This is a genomic window from Chryseobacterium sp. II3a (assembly GCF_057815135.1).
Window position 1 is genome coordinate 224,033 of the sequence record NZ_JBYPZJ010000006.1, and the last position, 13,576, is coordinate 237,608.

At 32.0% G+C, this 13,576-nt stretch carries 10 protein-coding genes; 4 read left to right on the forward strand and 6 right to left on the reverse strand.

Annotated features, from left to right (window positions below; translation table 11 throughout):
* The first annotated feature begins 11 nt into the window (after positions 1–11).
* The 3 genes from AC3HD6_RS15955 to AC3HD6_RS15965 are packed head-to-tail and all read left to right on the forward strand — an operon-like array spanning position 12 to position 4,406.
* On the forward strand, positions 12–2,507 hold the full coding sequence (locus AC3HD6_RS15955; RefSeq protein WP_488897227.1) for a hypothetical protein: 2,496 nt from the start codon (positions 12–14) through the stop codon (positions 2,505–2,507).
* A complete protein-coding gene (locus AC3HD6_RS15960; RefSeq protein WP_488897228.1) occupies positions 2,507–3,622 on the forward strand; it encodes a hypothetical protein in 1,116 nt (371 codons plus the stop codon). The genes AC3HD6_RS15955 and AC3HD6_RS15960 overlap by 1 nt, the downstream gene beginning before the upstream one ends.
* A 22-nt stretch (positions 3,623–3,644) precedes the next feature.
* On the forward strand, positions 3,645–4,406 hold the full coding sequence (locus tag AC3HD6_RS15965) for a DUF6882 domain-containing protein (RefSeq protein WP_488897229.1): 762 nt from the start codon (positions 3,645–3,647) through the stop codon (positions 4,404–4,406).
* A gap of 68 nt (positions 4,407–4,474) precedes the next feature.
* Here the strand turns inward: AC3HD6_RS15965 and AC3HD6_RS15970 are convergent, their stop codons facing one another.
* The 4 genes from AC3HD6_RS15970 to AC3HD6_RS15985 all read right to left on the reverse strand — a co-directional run bounded on the left by AC3HD6_RS15970 (position 4,475) and on the right by AC3HD6_RS15985 (position 9,442).
* Positions 4,475–7,645: an ABC transporter permease/M1 family aminopeptidase gene (locus tag AC3HD6_RS15970; RefSeq protein WP_488897230.1), complete on the reverse strand. Its 3,171-nt coding sequence runs from the start codon at positions 7,643–7,645 to the stop codon at positions 4,475–4,477.
* Positions 7,646–7,647: 2 nt separating this feature from the next.
* Positions 7,648–8,520, reverse strand: coding sequence for an ABC transporter ATP-binding protein (locus tag AC3HD6_RS15975; protein WP_488897231.1), 873 nt, complete (start codon positions 8,518–8,520; stop codon positions 7,648–7,650).
* Positions 8,521–8,718: 198 nt separating this feature from the next.
* The gene (locus AC3HD6_RS15980) at positions 8,719–8,922 is read right to left on the reverse strand and encodes a helix-turn-helix domain-containing protein (RefSeq protein ID WP_045494476.1); all 204 of its coding nucleotides are present in this window, start codon (positions 8,920–8,922) and stop codon (positions 8,719–8,721) included.
* Between the two features lies 1 nt (position 8,923).
* Entirely contained in the window at positions 8,924–9,442 is a 519-nt protein-coding gene (locus AC3HD6_RS15985) for a DUF2975 domain-containing protein (protein WP_488897232.1), read from the reverse strand.
* 146 nt (positions 9,443–9,588) lie between these two features.
* Between AC3HD6_RS15985 and AC3HD6_RS15990 the strand changes: the two genes are divergently transcribed.
* The gene (locus AC3HD6_RS15990) at positions 9,589–9,933 is read left to right on the forward strand and encodes a TfoX/Sxy family protein (protein WP_488897233.1); all 345 of its coding nucleotides are present in this window, start codon (positions 9,589–9,591) and stop codon (positions 9,931–9,933) included.
* A gap of 83 nt (positions 9,934–10,016) precedes the next feature.
* Here AC3HD6_RS15990 and AC3HD6_RS15995 read toward each other — a convergent pair whose 3' ends face one another.
* Together AC3HD6_RS15995 and AC3HD6_RS16000 are read right to left on the reverse strand one after the other, a co-directional pair.
* Entirely contained in the window at positions 10,017–11,081 is a 1,065-nt protein-coding gene (locus AC3HD6_RS15995) for a nucleotidyltransferase domain-containing protein (protein ID WP_488897234.1), read from the reverse strand.
* A 4-nt stretch (positions 11,082–11,085) separates the two neighbouring features.
* On the reverse strand, positions 11,086–13,575 hold the full coding sequence (locus AC3HD6_RS16000; protein ID WP_488897235.1) for a DEAD/DEAH box helicase: 2,490 nt from the start codon (positions 13,573–13,575) through the stop codon (positions 11,086–11,088).
* Between the last annotated feature and the right edge of the window lies 1 nt (position 13,576).

The window sequence follows — 13,576 nt, forward strand, 5'->3', positions numbered from 1 at the left end:
AAGAGGGGCAAATGGTTCCTTATATTTTTGGACAGAAAAGTTTGCTGCATAAAGGGATAAAAATTGTCGTACAGCAAGGAAACGATAAAGGAGAACTTATTGTCCATCCGCAACGGGCTAAAGAACCTAAAATAACCAGGGTGGAACTTCTGGATGCCAATTATAAACCTATTCCAAAAGGTAAAAAGTTAAGCTATAAAGATACCATTATTGCAAGAGCCTATTGTGTAGAAATGTTCGGGATGAATATTGCTTTTACCCTTTGGGAAGATGATGCCCAGGGAGAAGGACACAATCCCACAGTAAATGCTCTGAATAAAATAAACCCTGTTCCTGTTCTTAGCAGAGTGAATGAAAAAGGAATGGCAGAAGCTGTTTTCAGATTACCTTTTTATACAATGGCTGTACTGATTGCTAATGCACGAACTGCATCAGGTGATAAAAGTGAGGGACCCACTCATGAATATTACGTAACGGCTGATGTGGTTAGTAAACATATACAAAAAGCAAGTCCTAATATTAATGTAGTTAACCCTACTTATAATCCAGAACTTCCAAGAAAAAGAGAGGCTCCTAAAGGGCATACTCCCTCACCAGCAAAGCCTAAAACAACTCCGGTTCCAGAGAAACCCAAACCTAAACCTGATGGAAATTCAGCAAAATTCCCAGTCACCACAGGCGGAAAAAAAAGTGATGATCCACAAGGAAAGATACTGAGTGCTGAATTTGTGGATAAAGCTGGAAACAAACTTCATTCCTCGAAAGTAGGGACAACCGTATTCATGAAGATTACGGCAAAGGATATGAAGAATAAAAAAGTGAAGGTGAAAATATGGGAGGAAGACAATATCAGATGGACTAATGATCCGATTTTTGAGAAAGATTATGAATTGCTTTATGACAAAAATTTCATCTGGATTGTTTTAACAAAAAAAATGTTTATCGAAGGCAATGATGGCGGTAGTGATAGCGCAAAACAGGATTATTTTATAGAAGTAATACACAATGATACTTCTGTAAAATCTGCCATCATGCCTGTGAGTGCTGATGCCACACCTACAGAAGTTCCAAGTGGTAATTCTGCAACTGCTGTAGATCAACCCAAACAAGGAAAAGCCACAACCACATGTATTTGTAAAGAACAATATAAAGATCTAGTTTGGGGAGGAAAAGTAAGTTGTGAGTTTAGAAAAAAGGTGGTACAAATTTGCTCTGACTTATGGGGGGAAAGTAGGAAAATTGAAATGGCTAATGAATTAATGACTTGTATGGCTCTTGAAACCCAACATTCTTTTTTATCAAACAAGGGGTATCCAAATGCAACAGGCTTAGTTCAATTCACAAGTGGTAAATATGGAGCTATTACAGCAATGAATGAGACAGGATATAATGGCGGTAAAAATATAACTAAAGACTATCTTAAAGATTTAACACCTGTTAAACAATTGGACTATGTCAAATTATATTTCAAAATGTGGATGGAGAAATATAAAAAAAATATAAAAGATTCATTAGATATGTACATGACAATTTGGTGTCCAGCCGCTGTAGGGCAAGCTGATAGTTTTGTATGTTATAGTTTAGCCCGAGACAAAAAAAATAAAAATGATTTTTATGATAAAAATAAAAGTGCAGAATATGAGTATTATGATGAGAATGAAAAAATAGCAATAAATCGATTAAAAAAAGATTCAAATAGAGCAAACGGAGAGATCACAAAAGGAGAACTTCGCCCCCGCTTAAAATATTGGAAAGAATTAGGAAAAGAAAATAGAGTTAAATCATTCTCATGTGCAGAAATAAATGATAATAAAACAACAAATGAAAAGGCAAATGCGGGATATTATGCATATAGAGATGGCAGTATTAAGTATATAGAATCAAACACAACCATAGATTATTACGTCCAAACTAAAGAAGGAAGCAGTGAATTTAAAAAAATTGGTACATTAAATAAAAATAAGTCTGGAGTAGTTAGATTTCCTGATTCAGGCCAAGGATTTAACAGATATGGAACAGCTGACAAAGGTGGTAAATCTAGTATAGAAGTAGTCGGGGAAGGAGATCATTATCTTAAACCAGAAACTGCTGCTGCATTATTTGGTGTAATTAATGAAATTAATGATAAGGGATGGGAGATTCATCTTGGGGATATGTCTTCTTCAAATGGTAGCGATCCATGGGAAGAAGGTTCAAAGCATCATAAAGGACACGGACACTTAGGTAAACAATCAGGTCAAAATATTGACTTTAGATACTTAAATAAATCAGGGAAAAGTTTTCATGGAACCAATACATCTAGTACTTTTGATAAAGATAAAAATGCAACCTTTTTTGCTATAGCATATAAATATGGTTTTCAAAAAAATTATGCAACAGGAATGTCGGAATATAAAAAATACGGTGTAAATCCAGCTGTACCAGCTCACAATGATCACGGTCATTTAGGCTTAAATAATATAAAATTAGAAACAGTTGTATCTTTAAATGTTAAAATAATAAAGTAATGAAATATTTAATCGGCTTATTAATTGGTTTTTTTTCAATATTTAGCTGCCAAAAAAATAATCAGAAAGAAATTAATCAATCATCTGGAAAACTCCCAACAGAGTCAAAAAATTATTTAAACATTAAAATTAATAATGATTTGAATGTATCAATTGGTGAACTAACATCCATAGATGAAAGCATTAATGAAGACTATGAAGTTATAAACAAGCATGATACAATCTATATTACTAAGCAATTTTTAGAGTCAGATAATATTGATGGAAAAAACATAAAAGTTCTAAGTAATCATAAGACTGATATTAATGTAAAATATAATGCTGGTTTTAATTTTATGGGAAATGAAAAAGAATCAAATTATTTACCTATAAATTATATTATTTCAAAAAAAATAAATTCAGGATCAATTCTTCCCTTATTTGAAAAGATTTACAATGATATTGGGTTTCAAAATTTTGTAAAAATGAATAAACAAAAAATTTATAATCAATCATATAATACTTTTATAAAATATTACGGAAGTATGACAGAGAATGATTTGAAATCTTGTTGTCCTGCAGACTATGAAAATTATTCCAAGATTAAAAAAATTGATAATAATCATCTACTTAGCTTAGATTTAGAAAAAGATCTGATTACGATTCCAGATTATAAATCTATAATTATTGATATTAAAGATCTTGATTCCTCAAAAAATTATGTAGTAGTATTTAAAAAAGATAAAGAAAAAGTAGAAGACTTATCTAAGAACTCATTGATAACGCAAAAAATAAATTGGGATGGTATTTACTGGCTTTATCCTTATAAGATTGACAGCGAAAAACAAGGAAACTACTACATAAATATTTCTAAGGACAATAATGAATTTGGATTTAGTGGAGATATTCAATTTAATCATAAAATTAACTACAAATCCACAGACAATAAGTTATATATTTTTGATAATAATCAAACAGCTACAAATCCTTTAGCGGTTATTTACAAAGAGAAAGATAAGTATTATATAAAAAGTGATTTGATAAAAATGGAACGTACCGATTTAAAAGAAACTAAAAATGGCTATCCAATACGTTGGGCAAAATCGAGTGATGACGTTCCAGACTCTCCCCAATAATTAAAAGAATAATAAACACAAAATGAATTACGAACAATACAACAAGCAAAGTTTTGATAATTTAATTCAGATTCAAGAGAAGTTTAAAGAAACTTTTGAAATTGATTCTTATGCAAACTGGTTTTATGACAGTGAAACCGAACTTTTAAGGTTGTACAACAATGATGACGATGAGATCTATTTTAGATACATTCCTGTAGGTACTTATTCTTTAAAATCAGAAACATGGATGTGGAGTTGGTTTAATAAGCATTCCATTGAAAAAAATAAAAAAGAACTTTTGATAGTTAAAGAATTTGGCACTGAAAATAATTATGAAAAACTTTATAATGGAACTTTTTCAAGTGATGAATATGATGGTTGGGAATTATCTTCAATCTGCTTAAATTTTGTAAATGGTATAGGTGTTTATAAAGTCAATACTGATAACTTGAAAATATTTATGTTGATTACAAATTTTATTGATAAATTTTCACCGGAAATAAAAAAGTTAAAACAAAAAACAGTTGATTGTTGTAGTCATGGCTATTCAAGACCTGCGTTTGTTTGCCATCATCTAAATCTTGAAACCCCAAAAGGTTTTGAAGAAGCATTTGAAACTTATCAGGGAATGGAACTGGATGAAGATGATGACTTTCAAGCATGGTGTAGTGAATGTGAAAAAGTCAGAATTGAATATAATGGCTGGAATGAAGAATCTGAAAAATTTGCTGCGATAAAACTAATTTGTGAAAACTGTTATTTTGAATTGAAAGACTTTAACCAGAAAAACACACTTGGTTAAAATGGATTTATAACACAAGGAAAAGCAATAATAAAGACTTAGAAAGACAATCCTTATCAAATAGAAAATCAAGGATGTTTAAATAACCTATCAATCTGTTTTCGGACAGCATCATTCGGAGATACTTTATAGAATTCCTTTAGCAGATCTAAAGAAGTTGGCTTTTTAGGATATGGATTATGGATAAGGAAGCTTTTCAATGCTGTATTTACTTTATCTTCTCCGATCAGATCACTCAATGTTACCATAGCAACCGCTCCTTTGGAGTAGGAAATATGGGGGACATCTCCGGTTGCCCTGTAAATAGGAGGGTTTTCGGATAACCCTTTTTCGTTATCGTAGATTTGCTGGTGAACCTGTAATCTTTCCATCATTTTGGCTTTTCCGTGCATTTTTTTATAGAGCATCATTTCGGTGTACATGGCAAGAGTTTCGGTGAGCATTACGGAACCTTCTCTGTCATCAGGATTAATCTGGCTGTTTCCCCACCAAAGATGGGAAAGTTCATGTCCTGCCAGTTCATTAATGACATCCTGTTTTTGATCAGCTTTTATATTGGCGTGGAAAACCATGTCTTCAGGCATAAAAATAGTGGACGGGTAAGCTGTTGCTGCAAAACCTCTGGTGAAAGATGATATTTCAGCAAAATTGATGGTTTTGAATGGATATTTTCCAAAATTCTCCTGGCAGTAATCCAAAGTAAGCTGAGCGTTTTTCAGAAGATGATCTACATTTTCAAAATGATTTTTATGGTAAAAAATATGGATATCAATACCTTTATAATTAATACTTTTTACTTCATATTCAGCTGAAGAAACCGCAAAACGGAAAGGAATATTTTCTGCCTGATAGTGGAAATAATTACGGTCTGATGTTGTCCATTTCTTTACCAGATCCCCGGTTCCTATTGCAGTCTGATCTTTTTCGGTTGAAATTGTCATATTGAGATTGATAAAATCCTTTTTGAAGACTTCAGGATCTTCAGGTTTTTTTATTTTTCTTAGTGCTCCCAATTGATATTGGCTGCGGAGTTTTTCATCCTGAATTTCAAAATCTTTTTGATACCCAATAGTTGGATAATACCTGCTGATTCTCATAAAAGAACCGTTCTCAATAATGGCACTAAAAGACTCATGTCCGTTTACGGCGAACCATTGATAGGATATTTTGAACTCGAGAGTAGCCGTGTCATTAGGTTTTAAAGCATGTTCTAATAAAACTTCGGTGGTATTTCCGGTAACCGCTATGATTTCAGAATCCGATTTGAAAACAGCAGTTTCCAGCTTCAGATCTGCATTAAAATTGACAAGAATTTTATCAATGGGTTTATCCGTCTGGTTTTTAAGGGTATAATGGCCAATGATTTCATAGGTGTTTTTTGATGGATACAGCCTAATTTCAGTTGTAATATCCTTTATATCAGGCTGTGGAAGGCTTTCATACTTCCGGAAATTCTTTTCATATTGAGCAGAACTTAAGATTTCTTTTTCATCATCTTTAGGAATATATCCTTTCATGAAATAGTTTCCGGAAATCATGCCTGAAATAAGTAGAATAACAATAAAGACAGATTGTAGAACAGATATTTTTTTTAACTTGATAAAGGAATTAATCCACCACAATAAAGCAATAATTCCGGTTCCAAATAAAAGTCTTTGTCCAAAAGCTTTTTCATAGATTCCATATCCATTAAAATCACTGTAACTTCCTTTAAAGTCTGAAAATATTCTTAAAACCGGATAAGGAAGAATCTTTCCGGAAACAGGACCTGCAAATATAAAAACAGCTGCAACAGATAGTCCTAATGCGATAAATTTGTGTGGAATTCTATCATTGATGAACAGGATAAATCCTGAAAACAAAATCAATGGAAAGGTATTGAAAAGGAAAACTGCAGAATAGGCATTCCAATCCAAATGAAAATACTGATAAGCAGCTTGAAAAATAAGACCTTCCCCAATTAAAATTCCTGTAAAGAAGAAGAGTAGAACACTTATTGAAATAAAATGGCCGATTAGTTTATTTTTTGAAAAAAAAGTACTGTTTTCAATGAGTGAGAATCCTGATGATTTCGATCTCCAATAAAGATCATTAAGAAAATAAGCAGCGATCAATAATCCCAGTAAGTGAAAGTTTTCCGATATAGTGGTAGCCATAAGTCCTGAACTGGCATACTTCTGTGGTATACGGATCCCTTTTTCAATTTCGGCATACATTTCCATCCCTACAGCAAATACCAAGAGAATAGAAACTGCAGGAACTGTAATGCTTTTGAACAGATAAGTCAGGTCTGTTTTGGCAAAGGATAATGTGGATTGCACTGCAGAAATTTTTCCATGATGAGGTTGTACCGAAGCATATCCGGATTTGAAAAATGTTGGTTGAGAATCAGTTTTTGGAGATGCTTTTTTTGCCTTTTGCTTTGAAATATTTGAAAAGGAGAATTGTTTTACAGTCAGCCATAGAAAAGCTATCGATATAATGAAACAAAAGATTCTGTTGAAAAGAAAATAGCTTGTCATAGGAACCAACTGTACGTTTTTCTGTTCGGCGGTAAGTAATCTTGCATTCAGAAAATAAGAAGATAATCCGAAAGGATCAAGGATCGCTGAAATTTGTTGGGCTTCCAATGACTGAGGCATTGCTCCGGCCATGAACGGTGAATTGGAAAATAATAAAATAATCATGTAGAAAACATACAGTAACAATCCGCCAACGACAACCAGTAGTTTTTTTCTGAAAATAAAAGTCATTAAAAAAAGAAAACTGCACACCAAAAGCGTATTAACTAAGCCAAAAATGAGCAAAGGGTAGAGATAGTAGATAATATGAAATCCTTCCTGCATCTCACTTCCGGTACGCAGACTCTGACCTATGACAAAACCAAACATCAGAAATGAAAAACTTAAAAATGTCTGCAAAAAGTAGCTCAGACACTTTCCTTTCAGATAATTTTGTTTGGAAAGAGGAAATGAAAACAGGACAACATCAAATCCGAAATCCTGTTCCTTAAACAACAGCTGTAAGGCGTATATGGTAGCAAAAAAAATGATGGAAAGGCTCAGCATTCCGGTCATAAACCCAATGGTATAAGGTGAGTTTAAATAGATTCCTTCTCCCACAGAAAGATTGAATTGATTCCCACAGAAAATACCGAGGAATACAAGAATTAAGGCAATACAATAGGTAAGCCAGTGCTTGGTATTGCGTCTGACTTCAAAAGAAAATAGGGCATTCATGACTAAGGCTTTTGCGTTAAAGTATAAAAGTAGAAGTGTTCCAATAAAGGAGTTACAGGCTTGAAATCTTCAGGGATGTCTTCGGAAAATATGGTGATATGGTGATTTCTCTCTATCAATTGTCTGCTGATGACCTCATGATGGGAGTGATATTTTTTCAGGTCATTGTTCTCAATAGAGCGGGACCATATTTTATGTTCCAGTTCTGCCATTAATCGCTTGGGTTCTCCTTTTCTAAGGATTTTTCCATGGTTCATAATGGCAATTTCTGAGCACAGATTTCTCACATCTTCCACCAAATGAGTGGAAAGAATGACAATAATATCTTGGCTGATGTCGTTCAGAAGAATATTGAAACGGTTTCGTTCTTCAGGATCCAGGCCGGCTGTAGGCTCATCTACAATAATGATTTTAGGATTTCCCAGTAATGCCTGAGCGACTCCGAAACGCTGCTTCATTCCACCAGAAAAAGTATGAACTTCTTTCTTTTGAAAATCCAGAAGATTCACTTTTTCAAGCAGGTCCAGAATCTGTTTTTTACGGTTGTTCCTATCTGTAATCCCTTTCAGTATTGCAATATGCTCTAAAAGATCATAGGCACAAATTTTAGGATAGACTCCGAAATCCTGGGGCAAAAATCCTAGGTTTTGTTTGATAAATTCAGGATTTTTAATAATATCAACATCATTAAAAAAGATGTTCCCGGAACTGGGTTTTTGCAATCCTACAATGGTTTTCATCAGGGACGATTTTCCGGCTCCATTCGGGCCTAAAAGTCCAAACATCCCGTTGGTGATCTCAAGAGAAATGTTATCAATGGCTTGGTAACCATTTTTATACGTAAGATTGAGGTTGTTGATGGATAAGGTATTCATAATAGTGAGTTTGGGTAATAGGAGAGTTGGTAATCCGGTTGGGGACTACAGTTGTTTAAAGAGACGAATAGATAATAGACGGATAGATGAGAGACATGAATACGGAGCCAAGTATAAGACTTCCTGCTTTCAAACACTAAACGATTGAAAGGATGTCAACCTTAAACTAAGAACTTTAAACCTTGAACTCTATGATTCTTACTCTTTGTATTCCAGAATATCTCCTGGCTGGCATTCCAGGATTTTGCAGATGGCCTCCAGGGTGTCAAAGCGTACGCCTTTGGCTTTCCCGGTTTTGAGGATCGATAAGTTGACGGGAGTAATTCCCAGTTTTTCTGCCAATTCCTTACTCTGCATTTTTCGTTTGGCTAGCATGACGTCTAAGTTGACTATAATTGGCATGTTAAATAATTAGGTCTTGTTCGTTTTGCAAATGTAGCCCTTGCTTAAAGATATTCGCAAGAAACAGACAGAAAATTCCAAGCATAAAGTGAATAAACACCAGGCCCCAGATAATACTTTCTACTTCCACAAAGAAACTCGCGATAATCACCAAGGGAAGCGGGATGAAAATATTGTACAGGTAAAATCTCTTAAGCTGCAGGATATGCTGCTGGGTAAAAAGTTTTGGCTGGAAGAATACCCTGAAAACTTTTGCTGAAAGCCAGAAAAAGATTCCGTAAGGGAATAAAACCAACAGAAATGAAAAAATAATATAAGGATAGTTATCTTCTATATTCAAAAATGGCTGTTCAGTGAACGGATAATTGATGTGAAGATATTGTCCGTTGTTTCCATAAGATACTACAGAGTAACCTGTAGCCAGACAGAAAAGGGAATACAGTACGATGATAAGGTATCCGGCTGCCAATACAGAGCAGATATAAAATAAAATACGGGAAATAATTTTAGTCTGATTCATATCACGATCATTAATTAGTATTGCAAATGTATAATTAATTATCGTAAAACAATAATTAATTTAAATAAAATTTTATTTTAACATGTAGATAGAAATCTGAGAATCAGCTTAGAAATTCTTATCTTTAATAGTAAAATCTTATCATTATGGCTTATAATACTGAATTGGCTGACCGGGTGAGAGAGTGGTTAGCTCAAGTGAATGATATTAAAGTAGAGGAAAAGAAAATGTTTGGCGGGCTGGCATTTCTGGTGAATGATAAAATGTGTATCAATATCAGCCACGACAACCTGATGTGCCGCTATAACTCTGAAAAAGAAGACGAAGTTACCGAGAAAACAGGCTTTCTTCCTATGATTATGAGAGGGAAGCAACTTAAGGAATACTGCTATGTGGAACCTATCGGTTTTCAGAAACCTGAAGATTTTGAGTATTGGATGAAACTTTGTCTGGAGTACAACAAAATTGCAAAAGCTTCGAAGAAGAAGTAAGTTTGAGGGTGAGAGAGTATGAGAGTGGGTGACCACAGTTGTAGTTTCCCACTCATCATTACTCATTATTTATTGCTCATTACTCATGACTTTCCATATAATTGTTCTCTTATCTGAACCAGGATTTTGGTCGTTTTATCCAGATCAGACGATTCAGGAAGAGTTGAGATGGAATAATGATGCTCAATGGATTTAATAAGGTTTTCTGCTTTTTCCATGACAGCTTCATAAGACCAGTTTCCTGTTTTAATATCCAGCAATTCATCCCGGTTCTCTACACGGATCTGAAGAGAATTTCTTTTGAAAATCTGTTCACACGATTGCAGCAAACGGATGGTATGCATCATATTTTTGCTGTCGTAGTTCTGTCCATGCGTTTGATTGACATTGTATCGGTCTTCATTGCGTTCTTCCACCCACTTCCAGTATTCCCTGTAATCTTTACAGTAAATGGAGTAGGCATCAAGGTTACAGAACAGGTAAGCATCCGGCTTTTCATCCTTGGGAACGGAAGATACCGAAACCTGGTTGGCTTCTTCATATTGGATGATTCCTTTATACCCCAATGTTGGAGAGTCATCATAAAATAGGGCAAACATTCCTTTGGTATGATCAATAGCTGTTAATCCACATTTTTCCTGAACTTTCCTATTGTCTAACAACCATTTTTTCAAGGGAACAGAACCTTGTCCATCCAGAATAAAGCAGAAATCAAGAACAGATTTTCTTTCCTTGTCAACAGGATTCAGAATCTTTTTGTTAAGACCTTTTGCCTTTTTAATCTGGGAAACAGCATATCCGGCGAAGGTGTCTTTGCATAATTTAGACAGAAAGTCTTCTGGTTTCAGAAGATCCATCAACGGATGTTTATACAGAATACAATCTTCAGGACTTGCCAAAACCTCCAGAATATTAGGATTATTCTTTTGCAAAAGCTCCACAAACCTTCCAATTTCATAATAGGTAATATCATTTGTCTCGTTAGAAATCTGCGGAATGTAATTCAGTCCGAAGAAATTGTCCTTTGGCAGATAATACACTCCACGGATATCCGTATCCGAAGTTTCTGTTGCCAGCCCAAAAACACGGCTTCCGGAGATGGCTTCGAAGAGGAGGAGGTTTTTGTTTTTTAGGTCTTGGATGGTCATGGGATTAATTCAAATATTTTTGTATTTCAAACTGAAATAATTCCGGTTTTGAAGTTAAATAAGTTTTAAAATCATTTTGATTTTTTGTACTTAAATTACCATTTTTATCTAATACTAGATTTGATAATTGATTATCTCTTTTTAATTCTGATATTGAACTAGTACTTAATCCAAAACGAACCAAGTTAATTATCTCTTCATTTGTTGTTCCATAAACTATTTTTAAATAATAATCATTTGGTATAATTTTGAAATCATTAAGAAATGAAATTAATTGTGTTAATTTATATCCCACAAAATCTTCCTCCATTTTTAATTTAACAATTGCTATATTAATAAAATCAACTTTTTCATTATGTAAGTTAATATATACTTTTTGTTGATATTTTTTTTCATTATTATGCAGTGAACTTTTCCCTGCTTCTTCCGCTGTTAATTCACCATAGCTTCCTCCTATATACAGGTAAGGATCATTGGATTTAGATTTTTTTTCAAAATATTCTTTCGTCGAAATAATTCTTTGGTTTAAGTGTAAATGTTGTGTGACATAAATATAATTATTATAATAGTTTCTTGCTTTTTCTTGATCTAAACGTATTATTTCGAAATCATCAATATTAATGTTATGATTTTTAATAAAGATTTCATTGAGAATATCTACAATTTTATGTTCTTCTTCAAATTTATAATTTTTTATATTTGTTAAAATAGTTTCGACGGCTAAATTAATATCTTTATAATAACTACTTATAGAGTTTTCTATACAATACCTCTTTATTCTTTCAAATTCATTTTTTGGTTCTTCTAAAATAAAATCAGAAAAATTATTTAGCTTTTTATCTTCCTCTTCTTGCTTTTTTTTCTTTTCTTCTTTATCTTGACCCGAAAATTCTATTTTTTCTATATCATAATTTTCTGATAAAGGATTATGAATAATATCTTTAACTTTTTCTTTATTTAAAAGTTCTAGTGTACTATTCATTGAGTTTTTACCTTGAAAAGTATCATGTTCTAAAAAATGTATTTTTGAAATAAGCTTATCAATATTATTATTTTTAAATATAAAATTAAGTCTGTTAGCTCTACCAATTAAGTTTATTAAATCATTATAAGTAATATTTTTTCTACCAACTCTATTATTGGTTATAAATATTGTTTCAATAGGCATATTTATTCCTTCCAGAACTACTTTATTAGCTACTAAGTATTTAATATCATTAATCTCTCTATATTTACTTTCAATATATTCTTTAATGATATTAGGAATCATGCCATGCAGGTAAACTATTCCTTTTTGTATAAATCTTATAAGTTTAAAATCTTTATGAACTTCTTTTTTGAGTACTGATAGTATTTTTTTAATTTCCACGTTATCTTCTAAAAAACTCAAGTTATTGTATAGTTCTTCAGTAAATAGTTCAATAATAGCAGGCTTATTTTGATAGAAAAAGTTTTTGTTTAGACAATTTATTTTGATATAGTCAAAATATTCTATCTGACTTTTAATTAAAAATCTATCCGAGGAAAATCTATCATAAAAAAAGCTTTGTTTATTATTAAAATAATACAACTCAAAGCTTTTAAAATCATGCATAACTTTTTTAATTGATATTTCTCCTATTGCTGTTCTTTTTAATTTTAAATTTTTTGAATTGTCAATTAATGGAGATAAATAGACTATTTTTTGGCTATTGTTTCTCTTATAATTTAATTGTATTAATCGGCCTAATATAAAACTTCTAGAATCTCTTTTTAAAATATTATGAGCTTCATCAATAAATAAAAGATCAAAATAATTTTTAGTTTTTTTATTTAATATTCTAGTTGCTCTTTCTTGTGTTAAAATACCAATAAAATTATTTTCATTATTATACATTTCATCATGTAATACTAATTTATAGTCATTTGATAGTTCCTTTAAATCTAAATAAGTTTGTAATAGTAACGATTTTGTAGGAACAATTACTGCTATTTTTTTAGGCTTATTAATTTTTATATATTCTTTAATGAGGGAACTTTTTCCATATGAGGTAGGAGCAACATAAGCAATTTCATTGTTATCATAATTTATTATTTTTTTTCTTGAATTATTTTGTTCAAAACTTTCTATGTATCCTTTTTTTATTTCGTAATCTTTTTTAAATAGTGTATAAGTAAATATATCTAATATTATGTTTTTGGCTTTAACATCAGAGCGATGTTTGATTAATATTGCTTCAATTATTGGGTAGAAGCCTAATTGAATTGAAACATCATATAAAGGTTGATAATTATTATATGATAGACAATACTTTAAAATTATGTAATAACCAATTTTAAAAAAGGAAGAATATCTTTTATCGGAATCATATAGCTTAAAAAATAATAAAGAACATTTTAAAATATATTCTTTTTCTTCAAAATGTAATGCTTCATTAAGACATAATTTTCGAAAAATATGCTGGAAATTTTTATTCTTTTTTAAATTACGTAATTGTTGTACGTCTTTTTCCATA

What these genes read in the sequence shown, in the direction of transcription:
- AC3HD6_RS15955 (WP_488897227.1), top strand. Translation starts at nt 12, where the DNA reads ATGGTTCCTTATATTTTTGGACAGAAAAGTTTGCTGCATAAAGGGATA.
- AC3HD6_RS15960 (WP_488897228.1), top strand. Translation starts at nt 2,507, where the DNA reads ATGAAATATTTAATCGGCTTATTAATTGGTTTTTTTTCAATATTTAGC.
- AC3HD6_RS15965 (WP_488897229.1), top strand. Translation starts at nt 3,645, where the DNA reads ATGAATTACGAACAATACAACAAGCAAAGTTTTGATAATTTAATTCAG.
- AC3HD6_RS15970 (WP_488897230.1), bottom strand. Translation starts at nt 7,645, where the DNA reads ATGAATGCCCTATTTTCTTTTGAAGTCAGACGCAATACCAAGCACTGG.
- AC3HD6_RS15975 (WP_488897231.1), bottom strand. Translation starts at nt 8,520, where the DNA reads ATGAATACCTTATCCATCAACAACCTCAATCTTACGTATAAAAATGGT.
- AC3HD6_RS15980 (WP_045494476.1), bottom strand. Translation starts at nt 8,922, where the DNA reads ATGCCAATTATAGTCAACTTAGACGTCATGCTAGCCAAACGAAAAATG.
- AC3HD6_RS15985 (WP_488897232.1), bottom strand. Translation starts at nt 9,442, where the DNA reads ATGAATCAGACTAAAATTATTTCCCGTATTTTATTTTATATCTGCTCT.
- AC3HD6_RS15990 (WP_488897233.1), top strand. Translation starts at nt 9,589, where the DNA reads ATGGCTTATAATACTGAATTGGCTGACCGGGTGAGAGAGTGGTTAGCT.
- AC3HD6_RS15995 (WP_488897234.1), bottom strand. Translation starts at nt 11,081, where the DNA reads ATGACCATCCAAGACCTAAAAAACAAAAACCTCCTCCTCTTCGAAGCC.
- AC3HD6_RS16000 (WP_488897235.1), bottom strand. Translation starts at nt 13,575, where the DNA reads ATGGAAAAAGACGTACAACAATTACGTAATTTAAAAAAGAATAAAAAT.